Origin of the sequence: Mesorhizobium sp. IMUNJ 23232, from assembly GCF_044326205.1 — a bacterium.
GTDB lineage: Bacteria > Pseudomonadota > Alphaproteobacteria > Rhizobiales > Rhizobiaceae > Kumtagia.
Genome location: NZ_JBIRCY010000007.1, coordinates 70,979 through 97,078 on the forward strand (window position 1 = coordinate 70,979; position 26,100 = coordinate 97,078).

Consider the following 26,100-nt stretch of genomic DNA (forward strand, 5'->3'; position numbering starts at 1 on the left):
CGATAGTGTATACTCTTTAATAGCGCAAGAGAAAACATGTATGGTGTTCACTCGATGCCGGACGGAGCCCAAATGGTTGACACGCACCGCCGCGACGCGAATAAATCGCCGCGCCATGACCGATCAGAACGACCAGGCACCACGCCGAACCAGCCGCGCCGGAAACCTCGCCGACGGCGTCTACCAGGCGTTGCGCCGTGCCATCATCGAGCAGGCGCTCGCCCCCGGAACGAAACTGCCCGAAGATTCCGTGGGAGAGACCTTCGGGGTCAGCCGCACCGTCGTGCGCAGCGTGCTCGCCCGGCTGGCGGTGGAAGGCCTTGTCTCCCAGGAGCCCAACAAGCGCGCCATGGTCGCTTCGCCGAGCATCGCGGAGGGGCGTGGCGTTTTCCAGGTGCGGCGCGGTCTCGAGCGGACGGTGATGGAATCGCTGGCCGGACGCCTGACCCCCAGCCAATCCGCGACTCTGCGCGCGCATGTCGCCGCCGAGGAGCGGGCGCATGGCCGGGACGGACCGGAATCCATCCGGCTCGCCGGCGAATTCCACACGCTGCTGGCGGACATGACCGGCAACGACCTGCTGATCCGTTATGTGCGGGAAGTCGCGTCCCGCTGTTCCCTGATCCTGGCGCTGTACGGACGGCCGCACTCCTCGGAATGCGCGGTCAGCGAGCACCAGATGATCATCGAGGCGCTGGAACGCGGCGACGAGGCGACGGCCATCCGCATCATGGACGAGCATCTGACAGCCGTGGCGACACGCGGCCTGCTCGACATCAAGCCCGTGCGCGAGCGCGAGTTGAAGGACCTGCTGTCGGACTACCGCCTTCCGGCGCAGTAACCGCCCTCCTCATCACCCTGCATGTTTTTCGGCCGGCGCCCGGCGTCCGGCCCTTGCTCCTCCGCGCCTTCAGCCAGGAATCGGCTCTGCCATGACAAACAAGACGACGTTCGATTTCGCGCAACTGACCGAGCGGGAAAAATACAAGCTTCTGATCGGCGCCGTCGTGCCGCGCCCCATAGCGCTGGTGACGACGGTCGACCGGCAAGGGCGGATCAATGCCGCGCCGATCAGCTTCTTCAACTGCCTGTCCGCCGAACCGGCCATCCTGGCGCTCGGCGTCGAGAATCACGACGACTTGTCCTTCAAGGATACGGGCTGGAACGTGCGCGCCACCGGGGTCTTCACGGTCAACATCGTGTCCAGCGCGATGCTGGATGCGATGAATGTCTGCGCCGTGCCCTTCGCTCCCGATGTAGATGAACTGGCGGAAGCCGGCCTGACGGCAGTTCCCTCCACCAGGGTGGCCAGCCCGCGCATCGCCGAATCGCCGGCTTCTTTCGAATGCCGCCAGCATGTGACGCTGGGGCTGGGCAATTCGCGCGAGATCATCCTCGGCGAAGTGCTGGCTGCCCATGTGCGATCGGATCTCGTCAACGAACGCCTGCATGTCGACCCGCATGGCCTCGATGCGATCGGCCGCATGGGCGGCCATGGCTATGCCCTGTCGCGCGACACTTTCGATCTGCCGACGATGAGCGTCGCCCAATGGGAACAACGCAAGCGCAAGCCTGCGGCCGAATAGGAGCATTGCCCATGAGTTCCGCAAGAACGCTGGTCCAGGCCGACTGGGTGGTCGGCCACGAAAACAGCCATCACACGCTCATCCGACGCGGACAGGTCGTCTATGAAGGCTCCGACATCGTCTTCGTCGGCCGCGATTTTCCGGGCGAAGTCCAGGAGAGCGTCGACTATGGACGGTCGCTTATTGCTCCCGGCTTCGTCGATCTCGACGCGCTCTCCGACCTCGACACGACGATCCTCTCCTTCGACAACCACCCCGCGTGGAAAAAGGGACGCACCTGGCCGAAGACCTACATGGATACCGGCCCATACGAAATGTATTCGCCGGAGGAACTCGTCTTCCAGAAGCGCTACGCCTTCGCCCGGCTGATCCGCAACGGCATAACGACCGCCCTGCCTATAGCCTCGCTGTATTACCGCGAATGGGGAGAGACCGTGGAGGAATTCGAAGGCGCGGCCGATGCGGCGGCCGACCTCGGCCTGCGTATCTATCTCGGCCCGGCCTATCGAACCGGCAATCCCTACATCGTGCGGGAAGGTCAGATCGAGTTGTTCTTCGACGAGCCGCGCGGGCTGCGCGGCCTGAAGGACGCCGTCGATTTCTGCCGTCGCCTGGAAGGCCGGCACGGCGGCCTCATCCGCACCATGCTGGCGCCGGACCGGATCGAGACATGCACCGCCGAACTGCTGAAGCGAACTGCCGCCGCCGGCCGCGAGCTTGGAGTGCCCGTGAGACTGCATTGCTGCCAGGGTGCCTTCGAACGCGAGACGGTGCGGCGCCTGCACGGCATGACGTCGATCGAGTGGCTGCAAAGCCTCGACTTCCTGACCGACCGGACGCTGCTGCCGCACGGCACCTTCGCCAGCCCGTCACGTTTCATGCCCGAGCCCGGCCGCGACCTCGACATCATTGCCGAGGCCGGTTCGGTCATCGTGCACTGCCCGCTGGTCGCCGCCCGCTTCGGAGATGGCCTCGAAAGTTTTCGCTCCTATCGCCAGCGCGGCCTGCGCATCGGACTGGGCACCGACACCTCGCCGCCGGACATGCTGCTCAACATGCAGGTCGGGCTGATGATCTGTCGCTTCGTCGAGGGCAGCGCCGAAGCCTGCACCGCCGCCGACTATTTCGACGCCGCGACCATCGGCGGCGCGGATGCGCTCGGCCGTTCCGATCTCGGGCGGCTGGCGCCCGGCTGCAAGGCGGATTTTGTCGTCTGGGACCTCGCCAATCCGGACCTCGGCCAGGTCATCGACCCGATCCAGACCCTGATGATCGGCGGCAATGGGCGCGACGCGCGGACGGTCATGATCAATGGCCGCGCCGTCATGCGCGACCGGGCGATCGCCGGGCTGGATTTCGCCGCCGCCTCGGCCCGGGCCCAGAGTCAGTTCGAAAGGCTGATGGCGAAGTATCCAGAGCGCACGCTCGGTCATCCGCCTTTAAGCAACATTTTTGAACCCTCCTACCCGCTTCGATAGCGAATAGTTCGTCGCCCTTCTGCAAAGCGGCGTTTCAAGAACGGGACACAGTTACGACGTTTTGCGAGAGTTGCTGCCCTTCGAAGCCGATGGCGATTGCGCGGCGGGTGATGTCTATTCGTCAGTCGAGAACCTGACGGCTCGGCACGCGCCGACAAGCGGACCGGCACCGATAGCGCCAACAACATCATCAGCGGCGGGCGTCATCGCCAGCCTGGCCACGCCATCTGCATGGCCCATCGGCCTCCCGGAAGCAGGCATTCGCTCGGACTTTCGGCCGACCAGCATTAGGTGGAAGCGTTGTCGCGACCGACGGTACGGGCATCCCAGCCTAGCATCGCGGTCTGCGCCACGGCCTCCAGTTCGGCGCAGCTCGTTCCATCGCGGGCCAAGATCGACATACCGCTCTGAACAGTTTGTACGAAACAGGCGAGTGCATGGATGTCGACCGAGGCCGGCAGCTCACCCTCTGCCACGGCCCGGCTTAGGCGCGTCTTGAGGCGGTCGAACGGGGCGGCACGCTCTGACCGCACGAGCTCAGCGAGTTCCGCATGGCCTTCGCCGCAGACCGACGCGAGCGTCACCATGCATCCGTGGGGGACATCCTCAAAAGACCCGGTCAGTGCAGCGGCTGAGTCCAACAGATAGGATTCGACCGCTTCGCGCACGGTCGCCGCGGCCTCGAAACGTGCCCAGGAAAACCTCTCGTAACTGGCCACATAGTGATGCAACGCCTCGACATAAAGCGCCTCCTTCGAGCCGAATGCGGCGTACAGGCTGGGCGCTCCGATGCCCATCGCCTCGGTGAGGTCGGAGATCGAGGTCGCCTCGAACCCCTTTGACCAGAACAGACGAGTTGCCTGCGCCAAGGCTGCTTCCCGGTCGAACGAGCGCGGCCGCCCGCGACTGCGGGCGCAGCCGCTATCGGTTTTCGACGTCTGACCCAATTTTTGCATCGATCACTATATAAATCCATTGACACAGTGGCGCAACGTCCCTAGCTAATTCTCTATCGATCGCTACAGAAAGATAGAGCAATGAGTGAACTGACTGGAAAGCGTGCGCTGGTGACGGGAGCCTCGCGCGGCATTGGCGCCGCCATTGCATTGGCGCTGGCGGAAAAGGGTGCCGATGTGGCAATCACCTATGAGCGTTCGGTCGATCGCGCCGCCGAAGTCGTCCGGGCGATTGAGGCAAAGGGCCGTAAGGCGCTCGCCATCCAGGCCGACAGCGCCGATCCCTCAGCAGTGAAGCGCTCCGTCGAAGAGACCGTCGCGGGGTTGGGCGGCCTCGATATTCTCGTCAATAGCGTCGGCATTGCCCGGGTGGGCGCATTTGTCGATCTAAGCCTCGCCGATATCGACGCTCTTTTGAATGTCAACGTGCGCTCGGCCGTGCTGTCCACGCAAGCGGCCATCCCACACCTTGGGCGAGGCGGCCGCATTATCACCGTGGGGTCGAACGCCGCCGAACGTGCTCCTTTTGCAGGCCTTGCCGGATATTCATTGACCAAGTCCGCGCTGCTCGGCCTGACGCGCCACCTTGCTCGCGAACTCGGGCCACAGGACATCACCGTGAACCTGGTTCAGCCGGGGCCAATCGACACCGACATGAACCCGGCCGACGGTGAACTGGCCGGCACGGTTCGCGGCCTGACGTCGCTCGGCCGCTATGGCAAGCCGGCGGAGATAGCGACTGTCGTATCCTTCCTGGCAAGCCCCGCTGCCAGTTTCATGACCGGGTCCATCGTCACGGCGGACGGCGGGTTGAACGCCTGAACAACAGCCCTGGCTTGGTGAGAGAGGGATCGCTTATGTCGGTCCCTTTCCTTGCGGCAGGGATCTCACAGAAGCCTGTCGCCTGGCCAGTTCGACTGTCCAAAGGTCTGCCGCCCTGAACGGACGAAACCATGGAAAGCCCAGATTCTTTGTCACTCCCGGTTACGGGGGCGCCTGCTAAAGATATTGCATTGCTTGCAAGCGATCAAAATCGGAAACCGCATAGAGACATCCGACGCCATCCGCAAACAGTCCACCCCGGGGTCCCCATGATTTTCCCGGCGACTGGACCTATACAATCGAACCAAGCCTCTCCGTTTCGATGTGGTTATTTCCCCGATGACGCCTTAGCGTGGGCGCGGTAGACAGGGTCGGGAATTCCCATGATCGCATCCAGTTTTCGGCGTGTGACAAGGCATGTGCCTAAAGTGCTGCTGGCGATCGCGTCCGCGGTGCTCGGCGCCATCGCGGCGGTCCTCATCATCGCTGTCATCGTGCTCAACAGCAAACCCGACCTCAGTGTCTGGCATCTTGTCCATCTCGATGAAGAATTCACCAAGAACGCGCCGGTGACGTCGCTGGAGGGCTATCTCGCCCTCGAAGACAGGCTGTTCGCGCAGTTGCAAAGCGATGTCTATGCCAGGATCGATGATGCCGAACGCACGGAATTCAACCGCTACAATGCCGGGAGCAGATCGGATCCGGCCAAATGGCCGCAAAACTGGAACCACACCTATCAACTCACCAGTGACGCGCCGGCGTTCGGGGTCCTCATGCTGCACGGTTATTCCGACAGTCCCTACAGCCTAAGAACCTTGGCAAGGCAACTCCATGAGGAGGGCGGCGAGGTACTGGGACTGCGCATACCGGGACACGGAACCGCGCCGAGCGCTCTCATTCAGACGACGTTCGCCGATATGGCGGCGGCCGTGCGCATCGGCATGAAGCATGTGGCGGGCAAGATGGGCGGCAAGCCGATCTTCATCGTCGGCTATTCGAACGGCGGCGCGCTGGCCACCCACTACGCCCTAGCGTCCGTGGAAGACCCCACACTGCCGCAGCCGGCCGGAATTGTCCTGATCTCGCCGGAAATCGGCATAGCCAGGATCGCGGCCTATTCGGACTGGCAAGCGCGGCTCGGTGATCTGCTTGGTCTGGACAAACTGGCCTGGAATGCCGTGCAGCCGGAATACGACCCGTACAAATACAATTCTTTCGCCGTCAATGCGGGCTATCAGGCCTACCAGGCGACGGTCGAAATCCAGTCGCAGCTTGATCGCCTTGAAAAGCAGGGGCGGCTCGCCGAGGTCCCGCCTATTCTCGCGTTTCAATCGGCAGCCGACGCCACCGTGGAGGCGCAGGCGTTGCTGACAAAACTGTTCGACCGGCTGAAGCCGGGAGCACATCAACTGGTCGTTTTCGACGTCAATCGCATGTATGCCGCGCAAGGCTTGCTGAAGGCTTCACTCGACGTGGAGAGCCTGCTGACCGGCCCGCCCCGCTCGTACCGGGTTTCGATCCTGACCAATCGGGACAGCGCCAGCACATCGGTCGTCGTGCGCGACCGGCCGGCGAGCGAGACCGCGACGACTGCAACCGAGCCTGGGCTATCATGGCCCGCCGAGGTCTACTCTCTTTCCCATATCGCTCTACCCTTCCCACCAGACGACCCGCTCTACGGCGAGGGTGACGGGCCGGAAAACCCCGGTATCCGGCTCGGCCGCCTGGATCTGCGCGGCGAGAACCGCACATTGGCGATCCCCAACACGGCGATGACCCGCCAGCATTGGAATCCGTTCTTCTCGTTCCTGTCCGATCGAGCCCGGGAGTTCGTCAACACGCCGGCACGCTGACCGAGGCGGTCGGCTCACCAGAGGGGAGCCGACCGCGACCTTGACGCTTTCTACTCCTTGAAAAGCAGGTCCTTGTCGTTCGAATATTTTACCAGCAGCGGGATGCTGGCGCCGCCGATGGCGGGTCCGAGATGGCCGAACGAGCCTTCGAGCACGGAGAACGGCTCTGGACGGTCGACAAGCGCCCGCGCCAGTTTTCGGCGCGTCGCCTTGGCGATCTCCTTGCGCACTGCGGCCGGGATCGCCCCGTCGATCACGACATTGTCGATATCGAGCAAGGCGACCGCGCCGCGCGCGGCATAGGCCAGCCCGTCCGACACCTCGTCGATCCATTCGGCGAGCGGTGCGCCGAGATCACCCCAATCGTCGGGCGACGACCAGATGCGCCCGTCATCGTGTCCATTGAGCTTGCCGGCCAGCGCGCGCAAGGACGCGGTCCGCAGCAGGGGCTGCGTGCGGTCGTTCTCCGGCCCGTATGCGGGCACGGGAACATCGCCCAGCGCGCCGGCAAGCTTGTTGCGACCGGGAAACAGATGGTGGTCGAGCACCAGGCCGCCCCCGACGAAGTAACCGATATAGGCATAGAGGAAATCGGCACAGGCCGCCCCTGCCCCAAACATCAGCTCGGCCGCGGCGGAAACCGTCGCGTCATTGTGCAGGAACACCGGCCAGTCGAACGCACGATCGAGTTCGGCCCGGATGTCGATCTCCTTCCAGGCATCCAGGCGGCCCGCGGTCAGCCCGCTCTCCTCGCCCAGACTCCCGCGATGGAAGGGCGAGGCAATGCCGAGACCGGCGATGCGCTCCGTGCTGATCGCCTTGTGCTTTCGGCACATTTTCGCGACCGCGCCTTTGGCGAAGCCCATCACCTCGCCGGGGGTCGGATAGTCGAACTCGATCCGCTCGAACGCGACCAGGTCGCCGACAAAATTCACCAGCGCAACGTCGGCGCTGCGATGGTCGACCTTTAGCCCAAAGGAATAGGCGGCCTCCGGGTTCAGCGAATAGGGAACCGAGGGCTGCCCGAGGCGGCCGCGCAACGGCTCGCGGCGCAGCAGAAGCCCGCTTTCGGCGGCGCGGTTGACGAGCGTGGTGATCGTCTGGGCGGCGAGCCCCGTCAGGCGGGTCAGGTCGGCCTTCGCCAACTGGCCATGGCGCCGCACCAGGGTGACGATCAGGCGTTCATTGTAGACACGGCTTTCCGCTTGCGTTGTTCCGCCGCTGCGGCCGTCGCTGATCTTTTCGACACTGAAGAAGCTTGTACCGGTCACGCTTTCCTCTGCGCAGGCGGCCGGCCATCGGTCAAGCCCGCCGAACTGCCCACCTAGCAATGGCCGGACGATCAGGCAACACTTAAATACTTCCACTGGAAAAATGTAGTTGACGTGCACCTATGTCTTGGCGTTCAAAAGGCGCTGTCTGGAGGAGGACAGCGTGACGCAGCCGAAGACCGTGATGTGCTTTGGGGATTCCAACACTTATGGCGCCATTCCGACACTCGCCCGGGCCGGACGGCACCGCTTCGCGCCCGATCGCCGCTGGCCCGGAATCATGCGCCGGCAGTTGGGCAACGGCTGGGATGTGATCGAGGAAGGGCAAGGCGGCCGCACGACCGTGCACGACGATCCGATCGAAGGCATTCACAAGAACGGGCTGAAGTCCCTGCCCGTCTGCCTGGAAACGCATATGCCGCTCGACGCCGTGGTGCTGATGCTCGGCACCAATGACCTCAAGCATCGTTTCTCGGTCACCCCCAACGATATCGCTGATTCCGTTGAGATTCTCGTGCGGATCATCCAGCGCAGCGAGGCTGGTCATGCCGGTGCGGCGCCAGCCGTTTTACTCGTTGCTCCGCCACCGATGCTGGAGGTCGACTGGTTCGGACAGATGTTCCTGGGAGGGGCTGCGAAATCGCAGCATTTCGCCCGCCTCTTCCGTGAAGTTGCCAAGCGCGCAGGTGTTCCGTTCGTCAATGCCGGCGATTTCGTCGAGTCGAGCACTGTTGACGGCATCCACCTCGAAAGCGATGCGCACCGTGTCCTCGGATTGGAATTGGCAAAGGCCGTCCAGGCGCTCAGGGGGTGATGGATCAGTGTCGGCAGCGGCATGGCTATTAATTACTTCCACTGGAAAAAGTTTTTGACTCAGAGCCGTTAAGGTGGATATCTGGTCGCCGAGGAGCGCAACGGCCACGACGTAAACCGGCGGTGCCACGCGGACGACGGATCAAAACAATCAACGGTAGGGAGGAACTCGAATGTCATCGGACCGAATGAAATTCCTGGCGACACTGCTGGGCACGATCGGCCTCATCGCAGGCGGCGCCACGCTGGCAAACGCGCAGGAGGGGCCGGCCGGAATCACCAAACAGACAGTCTTTGCGCCATTCGATCCGAACGCGCCGGGTTGCAGCGCGCCGCCCGGCATCGGCAAGGTGCTGGCCTTCGCGCAGGACAATGAGCGCGAATTCATGCAGGGCGTAGATCACGGGCTAGCCGCCGCCGCCAAGGATCGCGGGCTGGAATACCGCAGGGCGCTGGCCAACAACGACGCCGCCAAGGGCGTCGAGCAGGTTCAGCTTTTCCTCGCCTCCAAGATCGGTGGCCTAGTTGCAGCACCTGTCGACCCGGCATCGATGAGCCACAGCCTGCAGGAACTGATCTGGTCGGGCGCCTATGTCGGCACCATCGTGCCGCCGCCCGCGACCTCGCTGCTCAATGCGCCGCAATACGAGACCGGCAAGGTGCTCGCCGAGGCGGCCGCGAAATACATAAACGAGAAGCTTGGCGGCAAGGCCAATGCCGTCATCCTGTCGCATGACAGCATGGAGTTCCTGGCGCCCCGTTTTGCCGCGATGCGCGATGTCTTCAAGACCATGCCGGGCGTAACCATCGTCGCCGACATCTCGCCGACGCCAGTGAACAAGGAGGGTGGCTTCGCCACCATGAGCACCATTCTCCAGGCGCATCCCGACGTCGACGTGGTGCTCGGCGCCGACACCGTCGTGTTGGGCGCACTGGCCGCGCTGGAGGCAGCCGGGAAAGCGACGCCAAAACAGTTCCTTGGCGGCATCGACGGGGAACCGGAAGCGGTCGCCGCAATCAAGAAGGCCGATGGACCGTACAAGGCCAGCATCAGCCTCGCGTCCCTCGTCTTCGCCTACGCCATGGGCCAGCACGCCGCCGACTGGCTGGAGGGCAAGAGCATCCCGCAGGCCATGGACATCCTGCCGGTTGCGCTCACCAGCGACTATATCGCCCAGTATGAGGCCGATGTGGCGGACCCCGCCTCGGTCTACAAGGACCCGAAACGCCGCGACATCTACCTCAGGATGTACGGCAACATCTGCTACGACACCCGCGACCAGTATGTGAACTTCCCCTGGTCGTCCGAAGCGAAATAGCGCCGAGCACCCTCCCCCGCGCCAAGGCCGGCCGGTTACAGCTCAGCTGTGACCGGCCGGCTCCGGTTCAAAGGCCAACAATGCTATGAGCACATCGAACGTTCGATCGGAGCGGCTGGCGACACCAATGCGGGCAGGTTGGATTTCATCGTTGCTGCCGGGCATCAAGGCGCCTGGCGTGGCGTCCGGGCGGGTCGGGCTGGCTCTGGTGGCGCTGGGACTGATCATCCTGTTCTCGCTGCTCAACGCCTCCTTCTTCAGCCTCGACAATTTTGTCGTCATCGGCGTCAATTCGACCTCCATCCTGATCGCCGTGCTGGGGACTTCGGCTCTGCTGATCGCAGGTTATGTCGACCTTTCCATCGGCAGCATGGTGGCTCTGATCGGCATCATCGTCGCCAAGGTGGCGGTGGCGACGCAAAGCGCCGTGCTGGCCATCTGCGTCGGCCTCGGCCTCGGCCTGGTTCTTGGCCTTGTGAACGGCCTTCTGGTGCGCAGGCTCAGCATCTCGCCGCTGATCGTGACGCTGGCGATGTTAGCGCTTTATGGCGGACTTGCCTTCGTCGTCAGCAGCACAGCCGTCTACGGTTTCCCGCCGGCCCTGCTCGAACTCGGCCGTGGAAAACTGTTCGGCATCCAGTTCACCGTGCTGATAGCCGTCGCCGTCTTCATAATCGGCGCCTTCGTGCTGACCAGCACGGTGATCGGGCTGCGCATCTATGCCATCGGCGGAGACCCGCGCGCCGCTGAACTCTGCGGCATTCCGGTCGGGCGCACCGTCGTCGGTCTCTATGGTGCAAACGGATTGCTGATCGGCCTCGTCGCGGTGCTGATCGCCGGACGGCTGGGCAGCATCACGCCGACGATCGGCGTGCGCTTCGAACTCGACGTGCTGACCGCCGCGATCCTCGGCGGCGTCGCCTTTTCCGGCGGAGCGGGGCGGCCGCTGGGCATCGCCATCGGCGTCGCGACCATCGGCATCCTCAACGCCGGACTGATCTTCGTCGGCCTCCAGTCTTGGTGGCAGTCGATCGCTGTCGGCGGCATGCTGCTGCTGGCGCTGGTCGCCGACCAGGCCGCAGTCAGCTTTCGCGGCCGGCACTCGAAAACATCGGCGACAAATTTCACCGTCGCCGACGGAAGCCAGACAGCATCGGCCAGGGCTCCGAACACCGTTTCGGCGGACCCCGACAATGCTGGCTCCCCGCCCGTCGCCTTTACGATCACCGGCGCGCGAAAATCCTACGGCGCGCTGACGGCGCTTGAAGAAGCAAGTTTCAGCGTCGGCAAGGGCGAGATCGTCTGCCTGCTCGGCGACAACGGCGCCGGAAAATCGACCTTGGTGAAGATCATTTCGGGCGCCATCCATCCCGACGCGGGCTCGATGACGCTGGAAGGCAGACCGATCGCTTTCCGGAGCCCGCAGGATGCGCGCGCCGCCGGCCTGGAGACCGTTTACCAGGATCTGGCGCTCTGCCCGAACCTCAGCGTCGCCCACAACATGATCCTCGGCCGCGAGGAGACCCGACGCTGGCTCGGCATCCTGCCGGTTCGCGACGACCGCAAGGCAGCCGAACAATGCCGCGAGCGGCTGGGTGCGCTTGGCGTCAGGCTGCGCGACGAGGACGTGCTGGTGCGCTCGCTCTCCGGCGGACAGCGCCAGTCCATCGCCATCGCCCGATCGCTGACCGAACACGTCAAACTGATCTGCTTGGACGAGCCGACGGCGGCGCTCGGCGTCAGGCAGACGGCGCAGGTCGTCAACCTGATCCGCTCGATCGCGGCGGGCGGCACCGGCGTCATCCTGGTCACCCACGACCTCGCCACCGTGCGGGCGCTGGCAGACAGGATCGTCGTGCTCAGCCTCGGGCGTGTCGTCTATGACGGCTCCGTCAAGAACCTTACCGCCGACCAGCTCTGGGGGCTGATGGCGAGCGGTACCCTGGCGCCGGCCGCCGCATAGGCTGCCGCGCCGCCGAACCGCCGTCGCATAAAATATTCCCTGTCGACATAGGCCGGAAAATGTCAGGTAATAGGCGGTATCAGCAAAATGCTGCCTCCCCAAGCGCCAGAGAAAACACATGCAGATCGGAATGATGGGACTGGGCCGGATGGGTGCGAACATGGTTCGCCGCCTGCTGCGCGACGGCCATGAATGCGTGGTCTACGACATCAATCCCGCAAGCGTGGCGGCGCTGGCCAAGGATGGTGCAACCGGCGCTGCGTCGCTGGAAGCCTTCGTCGGCGGTCTGGCCAAGCCGCGTAGCGTCTGGCTGATGCTGCCGGCGGCGATCACCGGCAAGGTCGTCGAGCAGGTCGCGGCGCTGATGGAGCCAGGCGACATCATCATCGACGGCGGCAATTCGAACTACCGCGACGCGGTCGACCAGGCGGCGCGGCTGCAATCGCGGGGCCTGAGCTACGTCGACGTCGGCACCAGCGGCGGCGTCTGGGGTCTCGACCGCGGCTATTGCCTGATGATCGGCGGTCCCGACGCCGCCGTGCGTCACCTCGATCCGATCTTCGCGACCCTGGCGCCCGGCCCTGATGCCGGCGCGCCCGTCCCTGCCGAAGGCGCCGGCACAGCGCCGTTCGGCTACCTCCACTGTGGCCCGAGCGGGGCCGGCCATTTCGTAAAGATGGTCCACAACGGCATCGAATACGGCGTCATGGCCGCCTATGCCGAGGGCATGAACATATTGAAGGCCGCAAATTCCGGAAAACAGCAGCGCGAGGCGGACGCCGAGACGACTCCGCTTTCGGAACCGCAATATTACCAGTTCGACGTTGATCTCGCAGCCGTCGCCGAGGTCTGGCGGCACGGCAGCGTCATTGGATCATGGCTGCTCGACCTGACGGCCGGCGCTCTCAAGAGCGATTCCAGCCTGACGCAGTTCGGCGGGCGGGTCTCCGATTCAGGCGAAGGCCGCTGGACGTTGAAGGCAGCAATCGACACAGGCGTGCCTGCCCCGGTTCTGTCCACCGCTTTGTTCGACCGGTTCAGCTCCCAGGGCGAATCGGAATTTGCCGACAAGCTGCTGTCGGCCATGCGCTACGCATTCGGCGGTCATGTCGAGAAGCCGAAATAGGTGCATTGATCCAAAACAGGGAACCCGCCGCAATCCCTTGGAGTTCGGAGATGAATGGGAGTTTCCGATGCTTCGACTGGCTTTGTGTGGATTGATGGGTCTTGCGGCCTATCGCGTCGCCCGGGAGAACGGATGGATCAGGACGCGACCGGCCGGCTTGTTGCCTCGGCCGGCATGGGACCGCGAGGATGTCTCGAAACGCCGCACCCTCGGCCGGTCGGAATATTCGGAAACGCTCGAGGAACAGTTGCAGGAAGGCCTCGAGGACACGTTCCCCGCCAGCGACCCGCCTTCCGTCGTCTCTACGACAATCGCCGGCCGGGCGAAAAAGCATGTCGGCACCGACGAAGTTCTGGCGCAGCGCAAGAGGCAAAAGTAGCGGCGCGCGCCACCCACCGTAAATCAACGGATTGATGCCGGTTGCAGGCCCACGCCTTGATTGCATCGTGACCCGAAAACTCGCAGCGTTGCGTCAACATATCGTGCGGGCGGCAAGCGCCACAGCAATCCTGCAGTGCAACAAAGCTTTCCTATTTGGTTTGCATATGCGAACAAGGTGACGGGGCGTAACCGGATACACAGGAACCATGTGGATCAAACTCACCAAAAGCGACGATAAGCCGGTTCTGGTCAACATCTCGAAGATCAGCGGTGCTTTGCCAACCAAGAATGGTGGCTCAACGATTCAATTCGATGAAAGATATACGGCCCCCGGCACGCGGCTCGCTGTCGGGGAACCGATCGAGGAAATCGCGGATATGATGGGCGCGCCGTATTTCGAGAGGCCTAGCGAGCGCGCGCATCGGCGCTGATCCAGCAAACCCAGACGCACAAACCCCGCCGTCGAAACGGCGGGGTTTGCATTTCTGCCGATTGGCGTTCGTCCAAGGGCGCGTAACCCTCAGATCACCTCGAAATCGGCCGCGGTGATCGTCGGCATGCCGGTCAGGGTGGCGAACTGGACGCCGGCGAAGTTCGCGCCGTTTCCATCCGCGTCGTAGAACAGCTTGCCGGTGTCGGTCTCGTAGACGATGTAGTCGTTGGCGTCGGCAGGAAGCCCGTTTGCATTGGCCCGGAAGAAAGACGCGTCGAGCACGCCGAGGCTCTTCAGCGCGGTAAAGACCGCGTCGTCGAGCTGGATCGTGTCGTCCGCAGCGTCGAAGTCGGTGATCGTGTCCACGTTCGCCGCGGCGTCCAGCGCCGAGTTGAAGATGAACTTGTCTGCGCCGGCGTCGCCGACCAGCGTGTCGTTGCCGCCATAGCCCTTGATGCTGTCGCCGCCGACGCCGCCGCGGATGGTGTTGATGGCGTTGTCGCCATTCAGCGCATCGTCGTACTTGGACCCGCTGAGGTTCTCGATCGAGACGTAGCTGTCACCCTTGGCGAAGCCGGAGTTGATCGACGGGTTCGCCAGGCTGGCGATCACGCCGGCATCCGCACCGGAATAATGCGCCGTGTCGATCCCGTCGCCGCCGATCAGCTTGTCGCCACCGTCGCCGCCATAGAGGATGTCGTCGCCGAAGCCACCATCCAGTACGTTTGCGCCAGAGTCGCCGAACAGCCAGTCGTTCTTGGCCGAGCCGATGAGGTTCTCGATCGCCGCGAAGCTGTCGCCCTGAGCCGCGAAGTTGTTCTGGAAGGCGGCATCGAGCGAAGCCTTCACCTGACCCTGGGTCGCATAGCTCACCGTGTCGATGTCGTCGCCGCCATCGAACTTGATGTGCCCGCCGCTGTCATGCAGCGTGTCGTCGCCGGCACCGCCGAACACCTTGTCGCCATTGCCGGCATGGATGGTGTCGGTGCCACCATTGCCGTTGATCGTTTCCGCCCATTCGGTACCGCGGATCTTCTCGGCATCGCCGTCGCCGTTGATGATGACCTGGTCCTCGAAACCCGGGAAAGCCGAGAGATCCATATTCAGGAGAAACAGGTTGGCGTTGGTAGTCGCCCCCATGTTGATGACTACGGTGTCCTTCTGGCTGTTGTGCCCGTCGATGATCATCTCCTCGTTCTGTCCCCAGAACAGGCCGGCATCCATGACGAAGGTGGTCGGTTCGCCGAAGGCGCCGCCGAGCTCGATCTTTTCGACGTTGAAGAGCGACAATGCCGAGATGTCGATCGTCGAGGGGACGTTGATTGCGTTCAGCACCAGCGTGTCCTCGTCATCGCCGCCGTCGATGGCCTCACCGGCCACTACGTCGCCCTTGTTGATCCAGATGCGGTCATCGCCCTTCGCGGCGGAGATCGTATCCTTGCCAGCGCCGCCCATGATGAAGTCGTCGCCCCAGTAGCCGGCGATGAAGTCATCGCCCGCCTCGCCATAGAGCTCGTCGCCCTCCATCCAGGTGCTGGAATCGTTCGACACCGCGCCATGGATGATGTCGTTGTCGATGCCGCCGAATATCTGGTCGGAACCGGCGCCGCCGTCCAGGAAGTCGTTGCCGGAGCCGCCGTTGATGAAGTCGTCACCGCTGGCGCCCGACAGCGTATCCTTGCCGCCGCCGCCCTCGATCTCGTCCTTCAGGCTGTCGCCGGTATAGGTGTCGGCAGCGTTGTCGCCTTTCACGACGTTGACGAACGCGTTGATCTCGGCCTCGATCGACGAACCGTTGGCTCCGTTCGGATCCGTCACCTGCCAGGCGGTCAGGAACCCGTTGCCCACCATGTCCGTCACCGTCGACTTGACGTCGTCGGTGGTGCCGGCCGTGATGGCGAAGGTGGCGCTGCCGTCGATCTTCAGGAGGTTGCCGGCGGCGTCGAACAACGATCCATAGATGTCGTGGTCAGTCGAGCTGTGCTCATGCGTCCAGGTTACCACGATATGTCCGCTGTCGAGCTGGACAATGTCCGGCTGGGTTGCGGGGTGCGTCGGATTGCCAGCGATATTCGCCGTCTTCAGGACGGTGCCGTCCTGCGCGATGATCTTCAGCTTGAAGTCATAGGACAGCCCGTCCTCGCGGACCACAACCGCGATGTTGCCGTTGTCGAGGCCGGTCAGCGCCAGATCGAAGCAGTTGGTCGAGAGCGCGATCGGCGCGCCGGGAGTGCCGGCGGCGTTATAGACTCGCAAGCTGGCGGTCGGCGAGCCGTCGCCGCTGTCGGCCATCCAGGCTACGGCGAAGCCGCCGTTGGACAGAGCGGTGATTTGCGCCCCTTCCTGCGTGCCGGTGTCCGACACGTTGACCTTGCTCGCCGCTCCGAGCGCAACGCCGTTCGCGTCGTACAGCCTGTAGCTGATCTGGTTGGTGGCGCCGTCCTTGCCGTAGCTGATGACGAAATTGCCGTTGCTAAGCGCGGTCACGTCGACGCCCGTTGCCACGACGCTTTCGCTCGTCAGCGGGAACTCCAGCTTGACCACGTTGCCTTGGCTGTCGAAGATCGCGCCCTTGAGGCCGGGATCGTAATTGTCGGCATTGGTCTCGTTGTTGTCGTCCCAGACGACCAGCACCTTGCCGCCCGCGAGTTCGGTCAGCGATGGTTCACCGACCGCGTCGGTATGGGTGCCCTTGTAGGGAACCTTGGACGTGCCGATGATGGTCTGGTCGGCATCGTAGAAGTCAAGACGGATGGCGCCATCGGACAGGCTGTTGTTGTTGTAGGCGACGACAAAGCCGCCATTCGACAGCCCGAGGGCGTCGGGCGCGAGCTGGTTGCCGAAATTGTAGCTGTTGGCCGTGAATTCCGACTGCAGCACCTTCATGGTGCGACTGATTGTAAGTGCCATGATATTTTCTCCTGTTGTGGTCGGCCCGCCTCACTGGGTCGGGCGAATGGCACTGACTCTAAGGGGAGCGGCGGAGTCGGTCTTGGAGCGGAGCGCGTTCCAGCAGGCGCGCCGCGCAGAGGATTTGGACTGGCGCGTACAGTTCTTGGACTGGAATGCAGACCGCTTCGATTTGGCTTGAAATCGCCGGGAATAGGTTCAAGGTCGCGCTGAGGGAGTTTGGCTATGGCTCAACTGGCAGTTCAGTCGGTTTCCGCCCCATCGGTGCCCCGAGGCGCAGTCGTTTTCGACGCCGCGAGCACGGCCGCGCCGGCCGTCCGGCTTCGCGCCTGGCGCGATTTCATGTCGGATCGCCTGGCCGAGTTCGATTATTTTCCGAACAATGACGAACCGTTCTACGGGGCTGTCGTGTCGATGGACATCGGTCCGATCCGCATCAACCGGGTCGATTGCTCAGGCGGCCGCTGGAGCCGGCGGGCCAATCACCTCGCCGACGGCCAGGAAAACTACAATCTGTGCATGTCGATCGATTCGGGCTACCGGCTGACGCAAGGCGGCGCCGATATCGTGCGCCGGCCGGGTGATTTCGTGCTGATCGACAAGGCGCGGCCGAGCGAATGCGTCGTCGATACCAGCGGCGCGGACTACCAGATCGTCGTGCCGCGCGCCGCCGTCCACACCAGCCAGCGCGGACAAGACTTCAGCTCCGAAATCGCGATCGACAGTGCTTCCCAGCCGCTGCGCCTGCTGCGCTCCTACGTCACCTCGATCTTCGCGGCGGCACAGGATCTCTCCGATCCCGTCATCTCGCAGAAAGTCGGCGATCACCTGCTGGACCTCGCCATACTCGGCCTTGCGCCCTGCCGCGACGTGGCGCATCAGGCCGGCAACCGCGGGCTGAAGGCGGCGCGCCTCGGCGTCGTGCTCGGCGAGATCAACAGCCGGTTCCGCGATCCGGCGATCTGCCCGCAATCGGTCGCCGCCGCCGTCAACATCTCGCCACGCTACCTCTTTCAGTTGCTGGAGGAGCGCGGGCTGGTGTTCAGCAAATTGGTGATGGAACTGCGGCTGAAGCGGGCGCGCGACCTGCTCGACGACTACCGCAACGACCACCTGCGCATCGGCCAGATCGCCTACGATTGCGGCTTCAACGACCTGTCCTATTTCAACCGGGCCTTCCGCGCTCGCTTTGGCGACGCGCCGGGCGCCGTACGGGCCGGCAGGGTGTGACGAGGCCGCATGAAACGGCGTCCGCACACTCTCCCCGCCGGTAGCCGCCGCGCGGCAGGCGGAGGCACGCGCAGGGCTGTCGCGCGATGAGCCGTAAACGCGTGCAGGCCGCGACCAAGCCGGCTGTTCCGCGCGGCGCGCTGGTGTTCGACACCAGCGCCTTTGCGCCCGCCGACCGGCTCGACGCGTGGACCGACCACCTGTCACGCACCTTCGCCACTTTCGACTTCAACGTCTCGACCAACACGCCGTTCTACGGGCGACTGGAGACGCTTTCGCTCGGTCCACTGAAGATCAATCGCGGCGATTGCAGCGCCGCCCACTGGGCCCGACTGGGCCGCCATCTCTCCGACGGGCGCGACGACTACGGGCTCTGCGTGGCGCTTTCCGGCTCCTACCGCCTCATCCAGGGCGATGTCGACGTCATCCAGCAGCCCAACAGCTACACCCTGATCGACAATGGCCAGATCAGCAACGTCTATGCCAACACCAGCGGCGTCGACTATGACATCGTGGTGCCGCGCGCTGCGCTGAGGAACACCCAGCGGGTGCGCGCCCTGTCGTCGCCGCCGATCCTCAATGTCGACACCAACGCCATGCGGCTGCTCGGCATCTACATCGATTCCATCTACAACTCCGAGGCCGACTTCTCCGACCCCCTGCTCGCCGCCAAGACGGGCGAACATCTGCTCGACCTCATCGTCATGGGCCTGCAGCCAACGGCGGAAGCCACTGAACAGGCGCGCGACCGCGGCCTGCGCGCCGCGCGGCTGCGCTCCATCCTGACCGAGATCCAGCGCTGCTTCGCCGAACCGTCGATCGGTCCGGCGAGAGTGGCGGCGCGCGTCAACATGTCCGAAAGCTATCTGCACAAGCTGCTGGACGAGCGTGGCCTCGTCTTTTCACGGATCGTCATGGAACTGCGCCTCGGCCTTGCCGTCTCGATGCTGTCGGACCCGCATCACGACCTTGCCGGCATTGGCGAGATCGCCCGGCAGGCGGGCTTCAACGACGTCTCTTATTTCAACCGCTGCTTTCGCGCGCAGTTTGGCATGACGCCGCGAGACATGCGCAGCGGAGAGCGCACCATCCCGCCCGACCGACTTCTCGGCCCGGACACGATCCTGCGAGAACCGTGAGGCCGCCAAGTCCGCGCGAAGCCGACCCGACGCTCGGATTTGCCGGAAGCCGACCAAGCATGCCCGCCGGGCCGGCTTTGCATTCGCCAAAACCATAAAACATGTTGTTTTTTTTCGCAATTTGCATAGTATTCGTGGAGGTTTTCTCATTCGTCGTGGTGATTCCCGACAATACACCGGAGGCGGATCATTCCCTCAACCTTCAGCATTTTCGCGATCGAGACGACGCCGTGCTGATCGCCAACGCCGACCCCGAAGCAGCCGAGCGCTGGCATTTCCATCCCATCACCAACACACGGGCCCATGAGGAAGTGGTCGAGCAGATCACTTTCGCCATTCTGTCCGGCGCCTATCATCCCGGCGAACGCCTGCCCAACATCGAGGCGCTGGCGCGGCTGATGGGCGTCAGCAAGCCGGTGGTCGGCGAGGCGCTGAAGGTCCTGGCCAGCGCATCGGTGGTGCGCGCGCTGCGCGGGGTGCATGGCGGCGTCGTCGTCGAAACCAATGAGGTGCCCGAGCGGATCATGGCGATGGCCGGTCCGCTTCGGCATTTCGAGCTTTCCGAAATCGTCGAGGCGCGCCGGCCGATCGAATTGCAGATCGCGCTGATGGCCGCCCAGCGGGCCACGCCGGAGGATTTCGCGGCGATGGAGGAGACCATCGAGCGCCTGCGCACCCACCGCAGGAGCGAACTTGCGGTGCGCATCCGCTTCGACCACCAGTTCCACTATTTAATGGGCCGCGCCGCGCGCAGCAGCGCGCTGGCGCTCTACCAGCACCAGATCCTCGAGCACCTGTTCGTGCGCATGCGCTCCTATTTCTCCGAGATCGAGGACGTGGAATCGGTCATCGAACTGCATGAGGACACGCTGGCCGCCCTGCGCACCGGCGATCCCGCCGAAATCACCCGCGCCATCGACGTGCATCTGCGGCCGCTCGAGGATGTCGTGCTGGGCCACACGAAATGAGCGTGCCTGACCGGGATCATGTTGATCCCGCTTCTTCTTCCGAAGACGACGTGCAGGCCGGCCTCACGGGCCTCGATCTTCTGCGGCCAGGAGAGCGCCCGGTTCTGGAACCGCTCGGCGGCGGCGTGTCGTCGGAAATCTGGAAGGTTTCCACCGCCGCCGGCGCACTCTGCGTCAAACGGGCGTTGGCCCGGCTGAAGGTCGCGGCCGTCTGGGAAGCACCACTGGAGCGTAGTCATTTTGAAGCCGAATGGATGCGGGTGGCCGGCGCAATCCGTCCCGATAATGTACCCGAACTCATCGCCGAGGATGTCGGCCGGCATCTGGTGGTGATGCGCTTCCTGCCGCCCGAAAAATTCGGGCTTTGGAAGACAATGCTGCGCGATGGCCACGCGGATGCCGGTTTCGCTGCGGAGGTCGGCCGTGTACTCTCGGCGATCCACTCCGCCACTGCCGACGATCCGGCCATCGCCGCGCGCTTCGCCACCGACGCCGCCTTCCACGCGATCCGCCTGGAGCCATATCTCGAAGCGACCGCGCGCAGGCACGAGGAGGTTGCCGAGAGGCTGTTCGACCTGTCGGCGACAACCGCCGCCACGCGACGCTGCCTTGTCCATGGCGACGTCAGCCCCAAGAACATGCTTGTGGGTCCGAAGGGGCCGGTGATCCTCGACGCCGAATGCGCCTGGTTCGGTGATCCGGCCTTCGATCTGACCTTCGTGCTCAATCATCTGCTGCTGAAATGCCTGTGGACTCCCTCGGCGAGCGCCGGCTTCCTCCGCTGTTTCGCAGCCTTGTCCGAAGCCTATGTCACCGGCGTGATGTGGGAGCCGGTTGCGGCCGTCGAGGCCCGCGTCGCGGCGCTCCTGCCGGGATTGATGCTGGCGCGTATCGACGGAAAATCGCCGGTCGAATACATCACGGCCGAGGCGGACAAGGATTTGGTCCGGCGTTTCGCGATCCGGCTGCTGAAGCACCCGGTCGCCAGGCCGGCCGAAATTGCCGAGCGGTGGCGCAAGGAGATTGCATGAAGACTGCCATCCAAAGCGTGGCCGCGCGAAGAATCTGGGATTCGCGCGGGCGGCCCACCGTCGAGGTGGAGATCGGACTTTCGGGCGGCGCACGCGGCCGCGCCATCGCGCCGGCCGGCGCGTCGACGGGTTCCGGCGAGGCTGTCGATTTGCGTGACGGCGGTGCGCCGCAAGGCGGAATGGATGTGACAAAAGCGCTGGCCGGCATCGCGGCCGAAATCGCCCCGGCGCTGGCCGGCCTCGACACGACCGACCAGGCCGGCATCGACCGCACGCTGATCGACCTCGACGGCACGCCGAACAAGGGAAGGCTTGGTGGCAACGCGCTGATCGCCACCTCGATGGCGGCCGCGCATGCGGCGGCGGCCGGCGTCGGCCTGCCGTTGTGGAAATATTTTGCGGGCGATGAAGCGCCGGGGCGCGTGCCCTTGCCTGAAATTCAGATCTTTGGCGGCGGCGCGCATGCCGGACGGCGGATCGACATCCAGGACCTGATGGTGGTCGCGGTCGGCGCCGAGGATTTTGCCACCGCGCTCGACTGGACGGCGGAAGTCTACCGTGCCGCCGGAAAACTGCTTGCCGAACAGGGAAAGCTCGCCGGCGTCGCCGACGAAGGCGGCTTCTGGCCGGTCTTTTCATCCAACGAGGAAGCGCTGTCGACGCTGGTGCAGGCGATCGAGCGCGCCGGCTTCCGTCCCGGCGAGGACGTCGCCGTGTCTCTCGACATCGCCGCCAGCGAGTTCGGCCAGAACGGCCGCTACCGGCTGGACCGCGAGAACCGCACGCTGTCGCGCGACGAGATGATCGACATGCTGCTCGGCTGGACGAAGCGCTATCCGATTGTCTCCATCGAGGACCCGCTGGCCGAGGACGACGAGGTCGGCCTCGTCGCCTTCACCAGGGCCGCGGGCGAAAGAATGCAGATCATCGGCGACGATTTTCTTGTCACGAATGCAGCGCGCGTCCGCCATGCCGCGTCCGTCGACGCCTGCAACGCGGTGCTGATCAAACCCAACCAGGCCGGCACGCTGACGGAAACCAAGGCGGCGCTGGATGCAGCGCGCGAGGCTGGTTACTCGGCGGTGGTGTCCGCGCGATCCGGCGAGACCGAGGATGTCACCATCGTCCATCTCGCCGTGGGATGGGGCGTGCCGCAGCTCAAGGTCGGCTCGTTCACGCGCTCCGAGCGCATGGCGAAGTGGAACGAGGGACTGCGCCTGTCGGAAGCGCTGCCGACCGGCGGCGCATTGCCGCCACGCGCCTCGTTGCCCTGGGGCCGGCCATGAACGTCCTGTTCCGCTTCGACAGCGCATCATGGCTCGCCGACCGCGTCGTGGGGCTTGCGTCGGAAGGGCTTTCGGTGCGGCTCTGCAGCGAGCAGGAAGAGTCTGGCTACCTGTCGGCGCTGCCGGAGGCCGACGTGCTCTGGCACATCCTGCGGCCGGTGACCGCCGAAGCGATCGAGTGCGCGCCAAAACTGAAACTCATTCAGAAGATCGGCGTCGGCGTGAACACGATCGACCTCGAAACCGCGAAGAAGCGCGGCATCGCCGTCTGCAACATGCCGGGCACCAACAGCCGCGCCGTCGCCGAACTGACCCTGCTGCTGATGCTCGCCTGCCTGCGCCGCACGGTGGGTTTCGACACGCTGACCCGCGCCGGACAAGGCTGGTCCTGGCCGCTGGAGTGGCAGGGCGGGTTGGGCGAGATCGGCGGACGCACCGTCGGACTGGTCGGGTTCGGCGCGGTGCCACGGCTGCTCGCGCCGATCCTGACGGCGATGGGCGCGGAAATCATCTACACCGGGCGCCGTTCCTACCCCGACGTGCACTTCCCCTTCGTGACCAAGGACGAACTGCTCGCCCGCGCCGATATCGTCTCGCTGCATGTGCCGCTCGGCGAGGGGACGCATGGCTGGCTCGACGCCGCATCGGTGGCCGCCCTGAAGCCGGGCGCGATCGTCGTCAACGTGGCGCGTGGCGGGCTGATCGCCGAGGCGGCGCTGGTCGCGGCGTTGGCGAGCGGACATCTCGCCGCCGCCGGCCTCGACGTGTTCGCCACCGAGCCTGCCGCCGCCGGCAATCCGTTGTTTGCACTGCCGAATGTCGTCGTCTCGCCGCATATCGCGTGGCTGACCCGCGCAACCTTCGAGCGCAGCCTGACGGTCGCGGTCGAGAACTGCCGGCGGCTGAAAGCGGGGGAGGAATTGCTGCACCGCGTCGCCTGAGCGGCGAGCGCACAACTCGAAGCGTCCGGACTTCGATCGAGTCCGAAAAGTTCTACGCCAGCAGCGCCTTGATATGCGGGGCGAGATCGGCCTTCGCTTCAAGCCCGAACCCCGGCGACGCGCCCGGCGTCACGCCACCGCCACCGACGACACACTCCTCGGCGTAACCGCCGACCGGCGCGAACACGCCGGGATAGGCTTCCGAGCCGCCGAGTCCCAGCCCGACCACGATATGCACCGCGATCATGTGACCGCCATGCGGATGCACATCGCTGCGCGAAAAACCCTTGGCTTCCAGCGACCGGATCATGCGGTGGAATTCGCCGAGGCCATAGCTCAGCGCCGGGTCCATCTGAAAAAGGTCCTTGCCTCTGCGCATCCCGCCGAACAGCGCGAGATTGTCGACGTCGTGGCAGGAGAACAGGTTCTCGCCGGTCGCCAATCTGTGCGGGTAGACCGCCGCCAGCTCGCTCATCAGATGATAGTCGAGCGGGTCGCCCGGCTCCTCGTACCAGCGCAGGCCGAAACCAGTCATCGCCTCGCCGTAGTCGAGCGCCGCCTTCACGTCGAAGCGGCCATTGGCGTCCACCGCCAGGTCCTCCGCCTGGCCGACCAGCTTAAGCGCAGCCTCGATGCGACCAATGTCCTCGCGTAGCGGGGCACCGCCGATCTTCATCTTAAACTTTTCGTAACCCATGTCGCGGTAGCGGCGCATCTCGTCCTGCAGCCTGCCGAGATTGTCCTCCGGATAATAATAGCCGCCGGCGGCATAGACCGGCATACGCTCCGACGGCTTTACGCCGAAATGCCTGGCGATGGTCTTCCACGCGGGCTCGTCGTTCAGCTTGGCGTTCAGGTCCCACAGCGCCAGTTCGAGGGCCGCGACCGCATGCGCCCGATCGCCATGGCCGCCGGGTTTTTCGTTGCGCATCATCACCCTGAAGGCTTTGTCGGTGTCGAAGGCCTTGCCGGTCTCGTCCAACAACTCGTCTGGCTTCGCGGCCATCAGCCGGCGGATGAAACGTTCGCGCATCAGGCCGCTCTGGGCATAGCGGCCGATGGAATCGAAGGCGACGCCGACCACCGGCCTGCCGTTGCGCATAACGTCCGACATGACCGCCACCAGCGAGACGGTGTGTTCGGAAAAATTGACGACCGAATTCTGGATGTTGGCGGAAAGCGGCAGCGCGCTTTCCCGGATCTCGACGATGCGCATGGGAGCTTTCCGTCAGCCTGTCAAAGCGTGCGCAGCGCGGTTTCCAGTGCGCGCACGCCGTTTTCGATGTCAGTGCGGCCGACGACCAGCGGCGGATAGAAATGCGCGCTGAGATTATTGCCGTCACGCGCGAAGCGCGGCAGCACCCCGGCATCATAGGCTTCCTTGCGGGCCTTGCGCAGCACCGCATCGGGATCCGGCAGATCTGAGATGTCCGACACGACGCTGGAGAGCAGGCCGATCACCGATATCTCGCGGACGCGCGGAACCGCTTGGCGCATGCGCTCCAGCTCGTCGCGCAAGACGTGCTCCATCGCGGCGGCGTTCTCGGTCAGCTTCTCGCGTTCCATAATGTCGAGCGCGGCCAGCGCCGCGACGCAGGCCACCGGATGGCCGGCATAGGTGTTGAGGTGCAGCAGCGGCGTCGTCTTGAACACCTCGTTGACCATGCCCGAGACCGCCACCGCGCCCATCGGAACGTAACCGCTGGTCAGGCCCTTGGCATAGGTGATGATGTCGCCGCGCACGCAAAAATGCTCGGCGCCGAACATCTTTCCGGTGCGGCCGAAACCGCAGACGACCTCGTCGACGATCAGCAACAGGCCGTAGCGGTCGCAGAGCGCGCGCAGGCCGGCGAAATATTCGCGCGTCGGAATTTTCACCGCCTGCGGGATCGCAACCGGCTCGGCGATGATGGCGGCGACCGTGTCCGGCCCCTCGCGCTCGATCAGCGCCTGCGTGTCGGCGAGCGAATCCCGCCACCATGTGTCGCGGTCGCGGCCCGCCGCCTCGCCGCCGGGAAAGGGTGCGGGCGCGTGCAGGAAATTGGGCGCTAGCGGCCCAAACCCGTTCTTGAAGGCCTGCACGCCGGTGGCAGCCGAAGCGGCGATGGTCGAGCCGTGGTAAGAGCCGACGCGCGACACGATCTTGGTGCGCTCGGGCTGGCCGCGCCGCGAATGGTAGGTGCGGGCGATCTTGAACGCGAGTTCGTTGGATTCGCTGCCGCTGTTGGTGAACGAGAACACCGGCTCGTCGCAGGCGACCAGCGGCGCCAGCCGCTCGCCCAGTTCGGCGACGTAGATGTGCGATATGCCGGCATCCAGCGCGATGAATTCGAGCTTCTCCACCTGTTCGGCGATACGCCGGGCGACCTCCTTGCGACCATGCCCGATCTGGCAAGCGCCGAGATGGCTGCCGGCATCGAGCAGGCGATGGCCCTCCTCGTCGGTGACGTAGGCACCTTCGCCGGAGACGATCATCTTCGGATAACCGTCCGGATACTCCTTCTCGAGCGTCGCGAAATCCGCGAGAAAATGCCGGACATACTTCTTCGCGGTCGCGCGCATCGATGAGCCGGAGATGGTCGGGCTATGCATGG

Annotated in this window: 22 protein-coding genes; 17 read left to right on the forward strand and 5 right to left on the reverse strand. The window is 64.4% G+C overall.

What is annotated here, in order from left to right:
• Window positions 1–115: 115 nt before the first annotated feature.
• From ACH196_RS07105 to ACH196_RS07115, 3 genes are all read left to right on the forward strand, one after another.
• Window positions 116–841, forward strand: a complete 726-nt coding sequence (locus ACH196_RS07105; RefSeq protein ID WP_396646282.1) for a GntR family transcriptional regulator — start codon at window positions 116–118, stop codon at window positions 839–841.
• 91 nt (window positions 842–932) lie between these two features.
• The gene (locus ACH196_RS07110) at window positions 933–1,586 is read left to right on the forward strand and encodes a flavin reductase family protein (protein ID WP_396646098.1); all 654 of its coding nucleotides are present in this window, start codon (window positions 933–935) and stop codon (window positions 1,584–1,586) included.
• Window positions 1,587–1,597: 11 nt separating this feature from the next.
• Window positions 1,598–3,064 carry an amidohydrolase family protein gene (locus ACH196_RS07115; RefSeq protein WP_396646100.1) on the forward strand — a complete coding sequence of 489 codons (1,467 nt, stop codon included), beginning with the start codon at window positions 1,598–1,600 and terminating at the stop codon, window positions 3,062–3,064.
• Between the two features lie 287 nt (window positions 3,065–3,351).
• Here ACH196_RS07115 and ACH196_RS07120 read toward each other — a convergent pair whose 3' ends face one another.
• On the reverse strand, window positions 3,352–4,020 hold the full coding sequence (locus ACH196_RS07120) for a TetR/AcrR family transcriptional regulator (protein ID WP_396646101.1): 669 nt from the start codon (window positions 4,018–4,020) through the stop codon (window positions 3,352–3,354).
• Window positions 4,021–4,101: 81 nt separating this feature from the next.
• Between ACH196_RS07120 and ACH196_RS07125 the strand changes: the two genes are divergently transcribed.
• Both ACH196_RS07125 and ACH196_RS07130 read left to right on the forward strand, forming a co-directional pair.
• Entirely contained in the window at window positions 4,102–4,842 is a 741-nt protein-coding gene (locus ACH196_RS07125; protein ID WP_396646102.1) for an SDR family NAD(P)-dependent oxidoreductase, read from the forward strand.
• A gap of 383 nt (window positions 4,843–5,225) precedes the next feature.
• Complete coding sequence (locus ACH196_RS07130; protein ID WP_396646103.1) at window positions 5,226–6,695, forward strand: alpha/beta hydrolase; 1,470 nt, start codon at window positions 5,226–5,228, stop codon at window positions 6,693–6,695.
• Window positions 6,696–6,745: 50 nt separating this feature from the next.
• On the opposite strand, the gene ACH196_RS07135 is transcribed toward ACH196_RS07130, so the two are convergent.
• Entirely contained in the window at window positions 6,746–7,966 is a 1,221-nt protein-coding gene (locus ACH196_RS07135) for an ROK family transcriptional regulator (RefSeq protein WP_396646104.1), read from the reverse strand.
• A gap of 163 nt (window positions 7,967–8,129) precedes the next feature.
• Between ACH196_RS07135 and ACH196_RS07140 the strand changes: the two genes are divergently transcribed.
• From ACH196_RS07140 to ACH196_RS07165, 6 genes are all read left to right on the forward strand, one after another.
• Window positions 8,130–8,780: an SGNH/GDSL hydrolase family protein gene (locus ACH196_RS07140; protein ID WP_396646105.1), complete on the forward strand. Its 651-nt coding sequence runs from the start codon at window positions 8,130–8,132 to the stop codon at window positions 8,778–8,780.
• A gap of 172 nt (window positions 8,781–8,952) precedes the next feature.
• Window positions 8,953–10,098 (forward strand): sugar ABC transporter substrate-binding protein, encoded by a 1,146-nt coding sequence (locus ACH196_RS07145; RefSeq protein ID WP_396646106.1) that lies wholly within the window; start codon window positions 8,953–8,955, stop codon window positions 10,096–10,098.
• Window positions 10,099–10,249: 151 nt separating this feature from the next.
• The gene (locus ACH196_RS07150; protein ID WP_396646107.1) at window positions 10,250–12,061 is read left to right on the forward strand and encodes an ATP-binding cassette domain-containing protein; all 1,812 of its coding nucleotides are present in this window, start codon (window positions 10,250–10,252) and stop codon (window positions 12,059–12,061) included.
• A 118-nt stretch (window positions 12,062–12,179) separates the two neighbouring features.
• The gene (gene gnd / locus ACH196_RS07155) at window positions 12,180–13,187 is read left to right on the forward strand and encodes a phosphogluconate dehydrogenase (NAD(+)-dependent, decarboxylating) (RefSeq protein ID WP_396646108.1); all 1,008 of its coding nucleotides are present in this window, start codon (window positions 12,180–12,182) and stop codon (window positions 13,185–13,187) included.
• Window positions 13,188–13,254: 67 nt separating this feature from the next.
• Complete coding sequence (locus ACH196_RS07160; protein ID WP_396646109.1) at window positions 13,255–13,566, forward strand: hypothetical protein; 312 nt, start codon at window positions 13,255–13,257, stop codon at window positions 13,564–13,566.
• Between the two features lie 208 nt (window positions 13,567–13,774).
• Window positions 13,775–13,999, forward strand: coding sequence for a hypothetical protein (locus ACH196_RS07165; RefSeq protein ID WP_396646110.1), 225 nt, complete (start codon window positions 13,775–13,777; stop codon window positions 13,997–13,999).
• A gap of 89 nt (window positions 14,000–14,088) precedes the next feature.
• Here the strand turns inward: ACH196_RS07165 and ACH196_RS07170 are convergent, their stop codons facing one another.
• On the reverse strand, window positions 14,089–16,911 hold the full coding sequence (locus ACH196_RS07170) for a calcium-binding protein (RefSeq protein WP_396646111.1): 2,823 nt from the start codon (window positions 16,909–16,911) through the stop codon (window positions 14,089–14,091).
• Window positions 16,912–17,253: 342 nt separating this feature from the next.
• Here ACH196_RS07170 and ACH196_RS07175 point away from each other — a divergent pair, with 342 nt between their 5' ends.
• The 6 genes from ACH196_RS07175 (at window position 17,254) to ACH196_RS07200 (ending at window position 23,506) form a co-directional block, all read left to right on the forward strand.
• Window positions 17,254–18,141 (forward strand): helix-turn-helix domain-containing protein, encoded by an 888-nt coding sequence (locus ACH196_RS07175; RefSeq protein ID WP_396646112.1) that lies wholly within the window; start codon window positions 17,254–17,256, stop codon window positions 18,139–18,141.
• 86 nt (window positions 18,142–18,227) lie between these two features.
• Window positions 18,228–19,280 carry a helix-turn-helix domain-containing protein gene (locus ACH196_RS07180; protein WP_396646113.1) on the forward strand — a complete coding sequence of 351 codons (1,053 nt, stop codon included), beginning with the start codon at window positions 18,228–18,230 and terminating at the stop codon, window positions 19,278–19,280.
• Window positions 19,281–19,414: 134 nt separating this feature from the next.
• Window positions 19,415–20,248: a FadR/GntR family transcriptional regulator gene (locus tag ACH196_RS07185; RefSeq protein WP_396646114.1), complete on the forward strand. Its 834-nt coding sequence runs from the start codon at window positions 19,415–19,417 to the stop codon at window positions 20,246–20,248.
• A 2-nt stretch (window positions 20,249–20,250) separates the two neighbouring features.
• Window positions 20,251–21,279 carry a phosphotransferase family protein gene (locus ACH196_RS07190; protein WP_396646115.1) on the forward strand — a complete coding sequence of 343 codons (1,029 nt, stop codon included), beginning with the start codon at window positions 20,251–20,253 and terminating at the stop codon, window positions 21,277–21,279.
• Entirely contained in the window at window positions 21,276–22,565 is a 1,290-nt protein-coding gene (eno, locus tag ACH196_RS07195) for a phosphopyruvate hydratase (RefSeq protein WP_396646116.1), read from the forward strand. Before ACH196_RS07190 ends, eno begins: the two co-directional genes overlap by 4 nt.
• Window positions 22,562–23,506 carry an NAD(P)-dependent oxidoreductase gene (locus tag ACH196_RS07200; RefSeq protein ID WP_396646118.1) on the forward strand — a complete coding sequence of 315 codons (945 nt, stop codon included), beginning with the start codon at window positions 22,562–22,564 and terminating at the stop codon, window positions 23,504–23,506. Before eno ends, ACH196_RS07200 begins: the two co-directional genes overlap by 4 nt.
• A gap of 52 nt (window positions 23,507–23,558) precedes the next feature.
• Here ACH196_RS07200 and ACH196_RS07205 read toward each other — a convergent pair whose 3' ends face one another.
• The gene (locus ACH196_RS07205) at window positions 23,559–24,722 is read right to left on the reverse strand and encodes an enolase C-terminal domain-like protein (RefSeq protein ID WP_396646119.1); all 1,164 of its coding nucleotides are present in this window, start codon (window positions 24,720–24,722) and stop codon (window positions 23,559–23,561) included.
• A 20-nt stretch (window positions 24,723–24,742) separates the two neighbouring features.
• The gene (locus ACH196_RS07210; protein WP_396646121.1) at window positions 24,743–26,098 is read right to left on the reverse strand and encodes an aspartate aminotransferase family protein; all 1,356 of its coding nucleotides are present in this window, start codon (window positions 26,096–26,098) and stop codon (window positions 24,743–24,745) included.
• Window positions 26,099–26,100 lie beyond the last annotated feature (2 nt).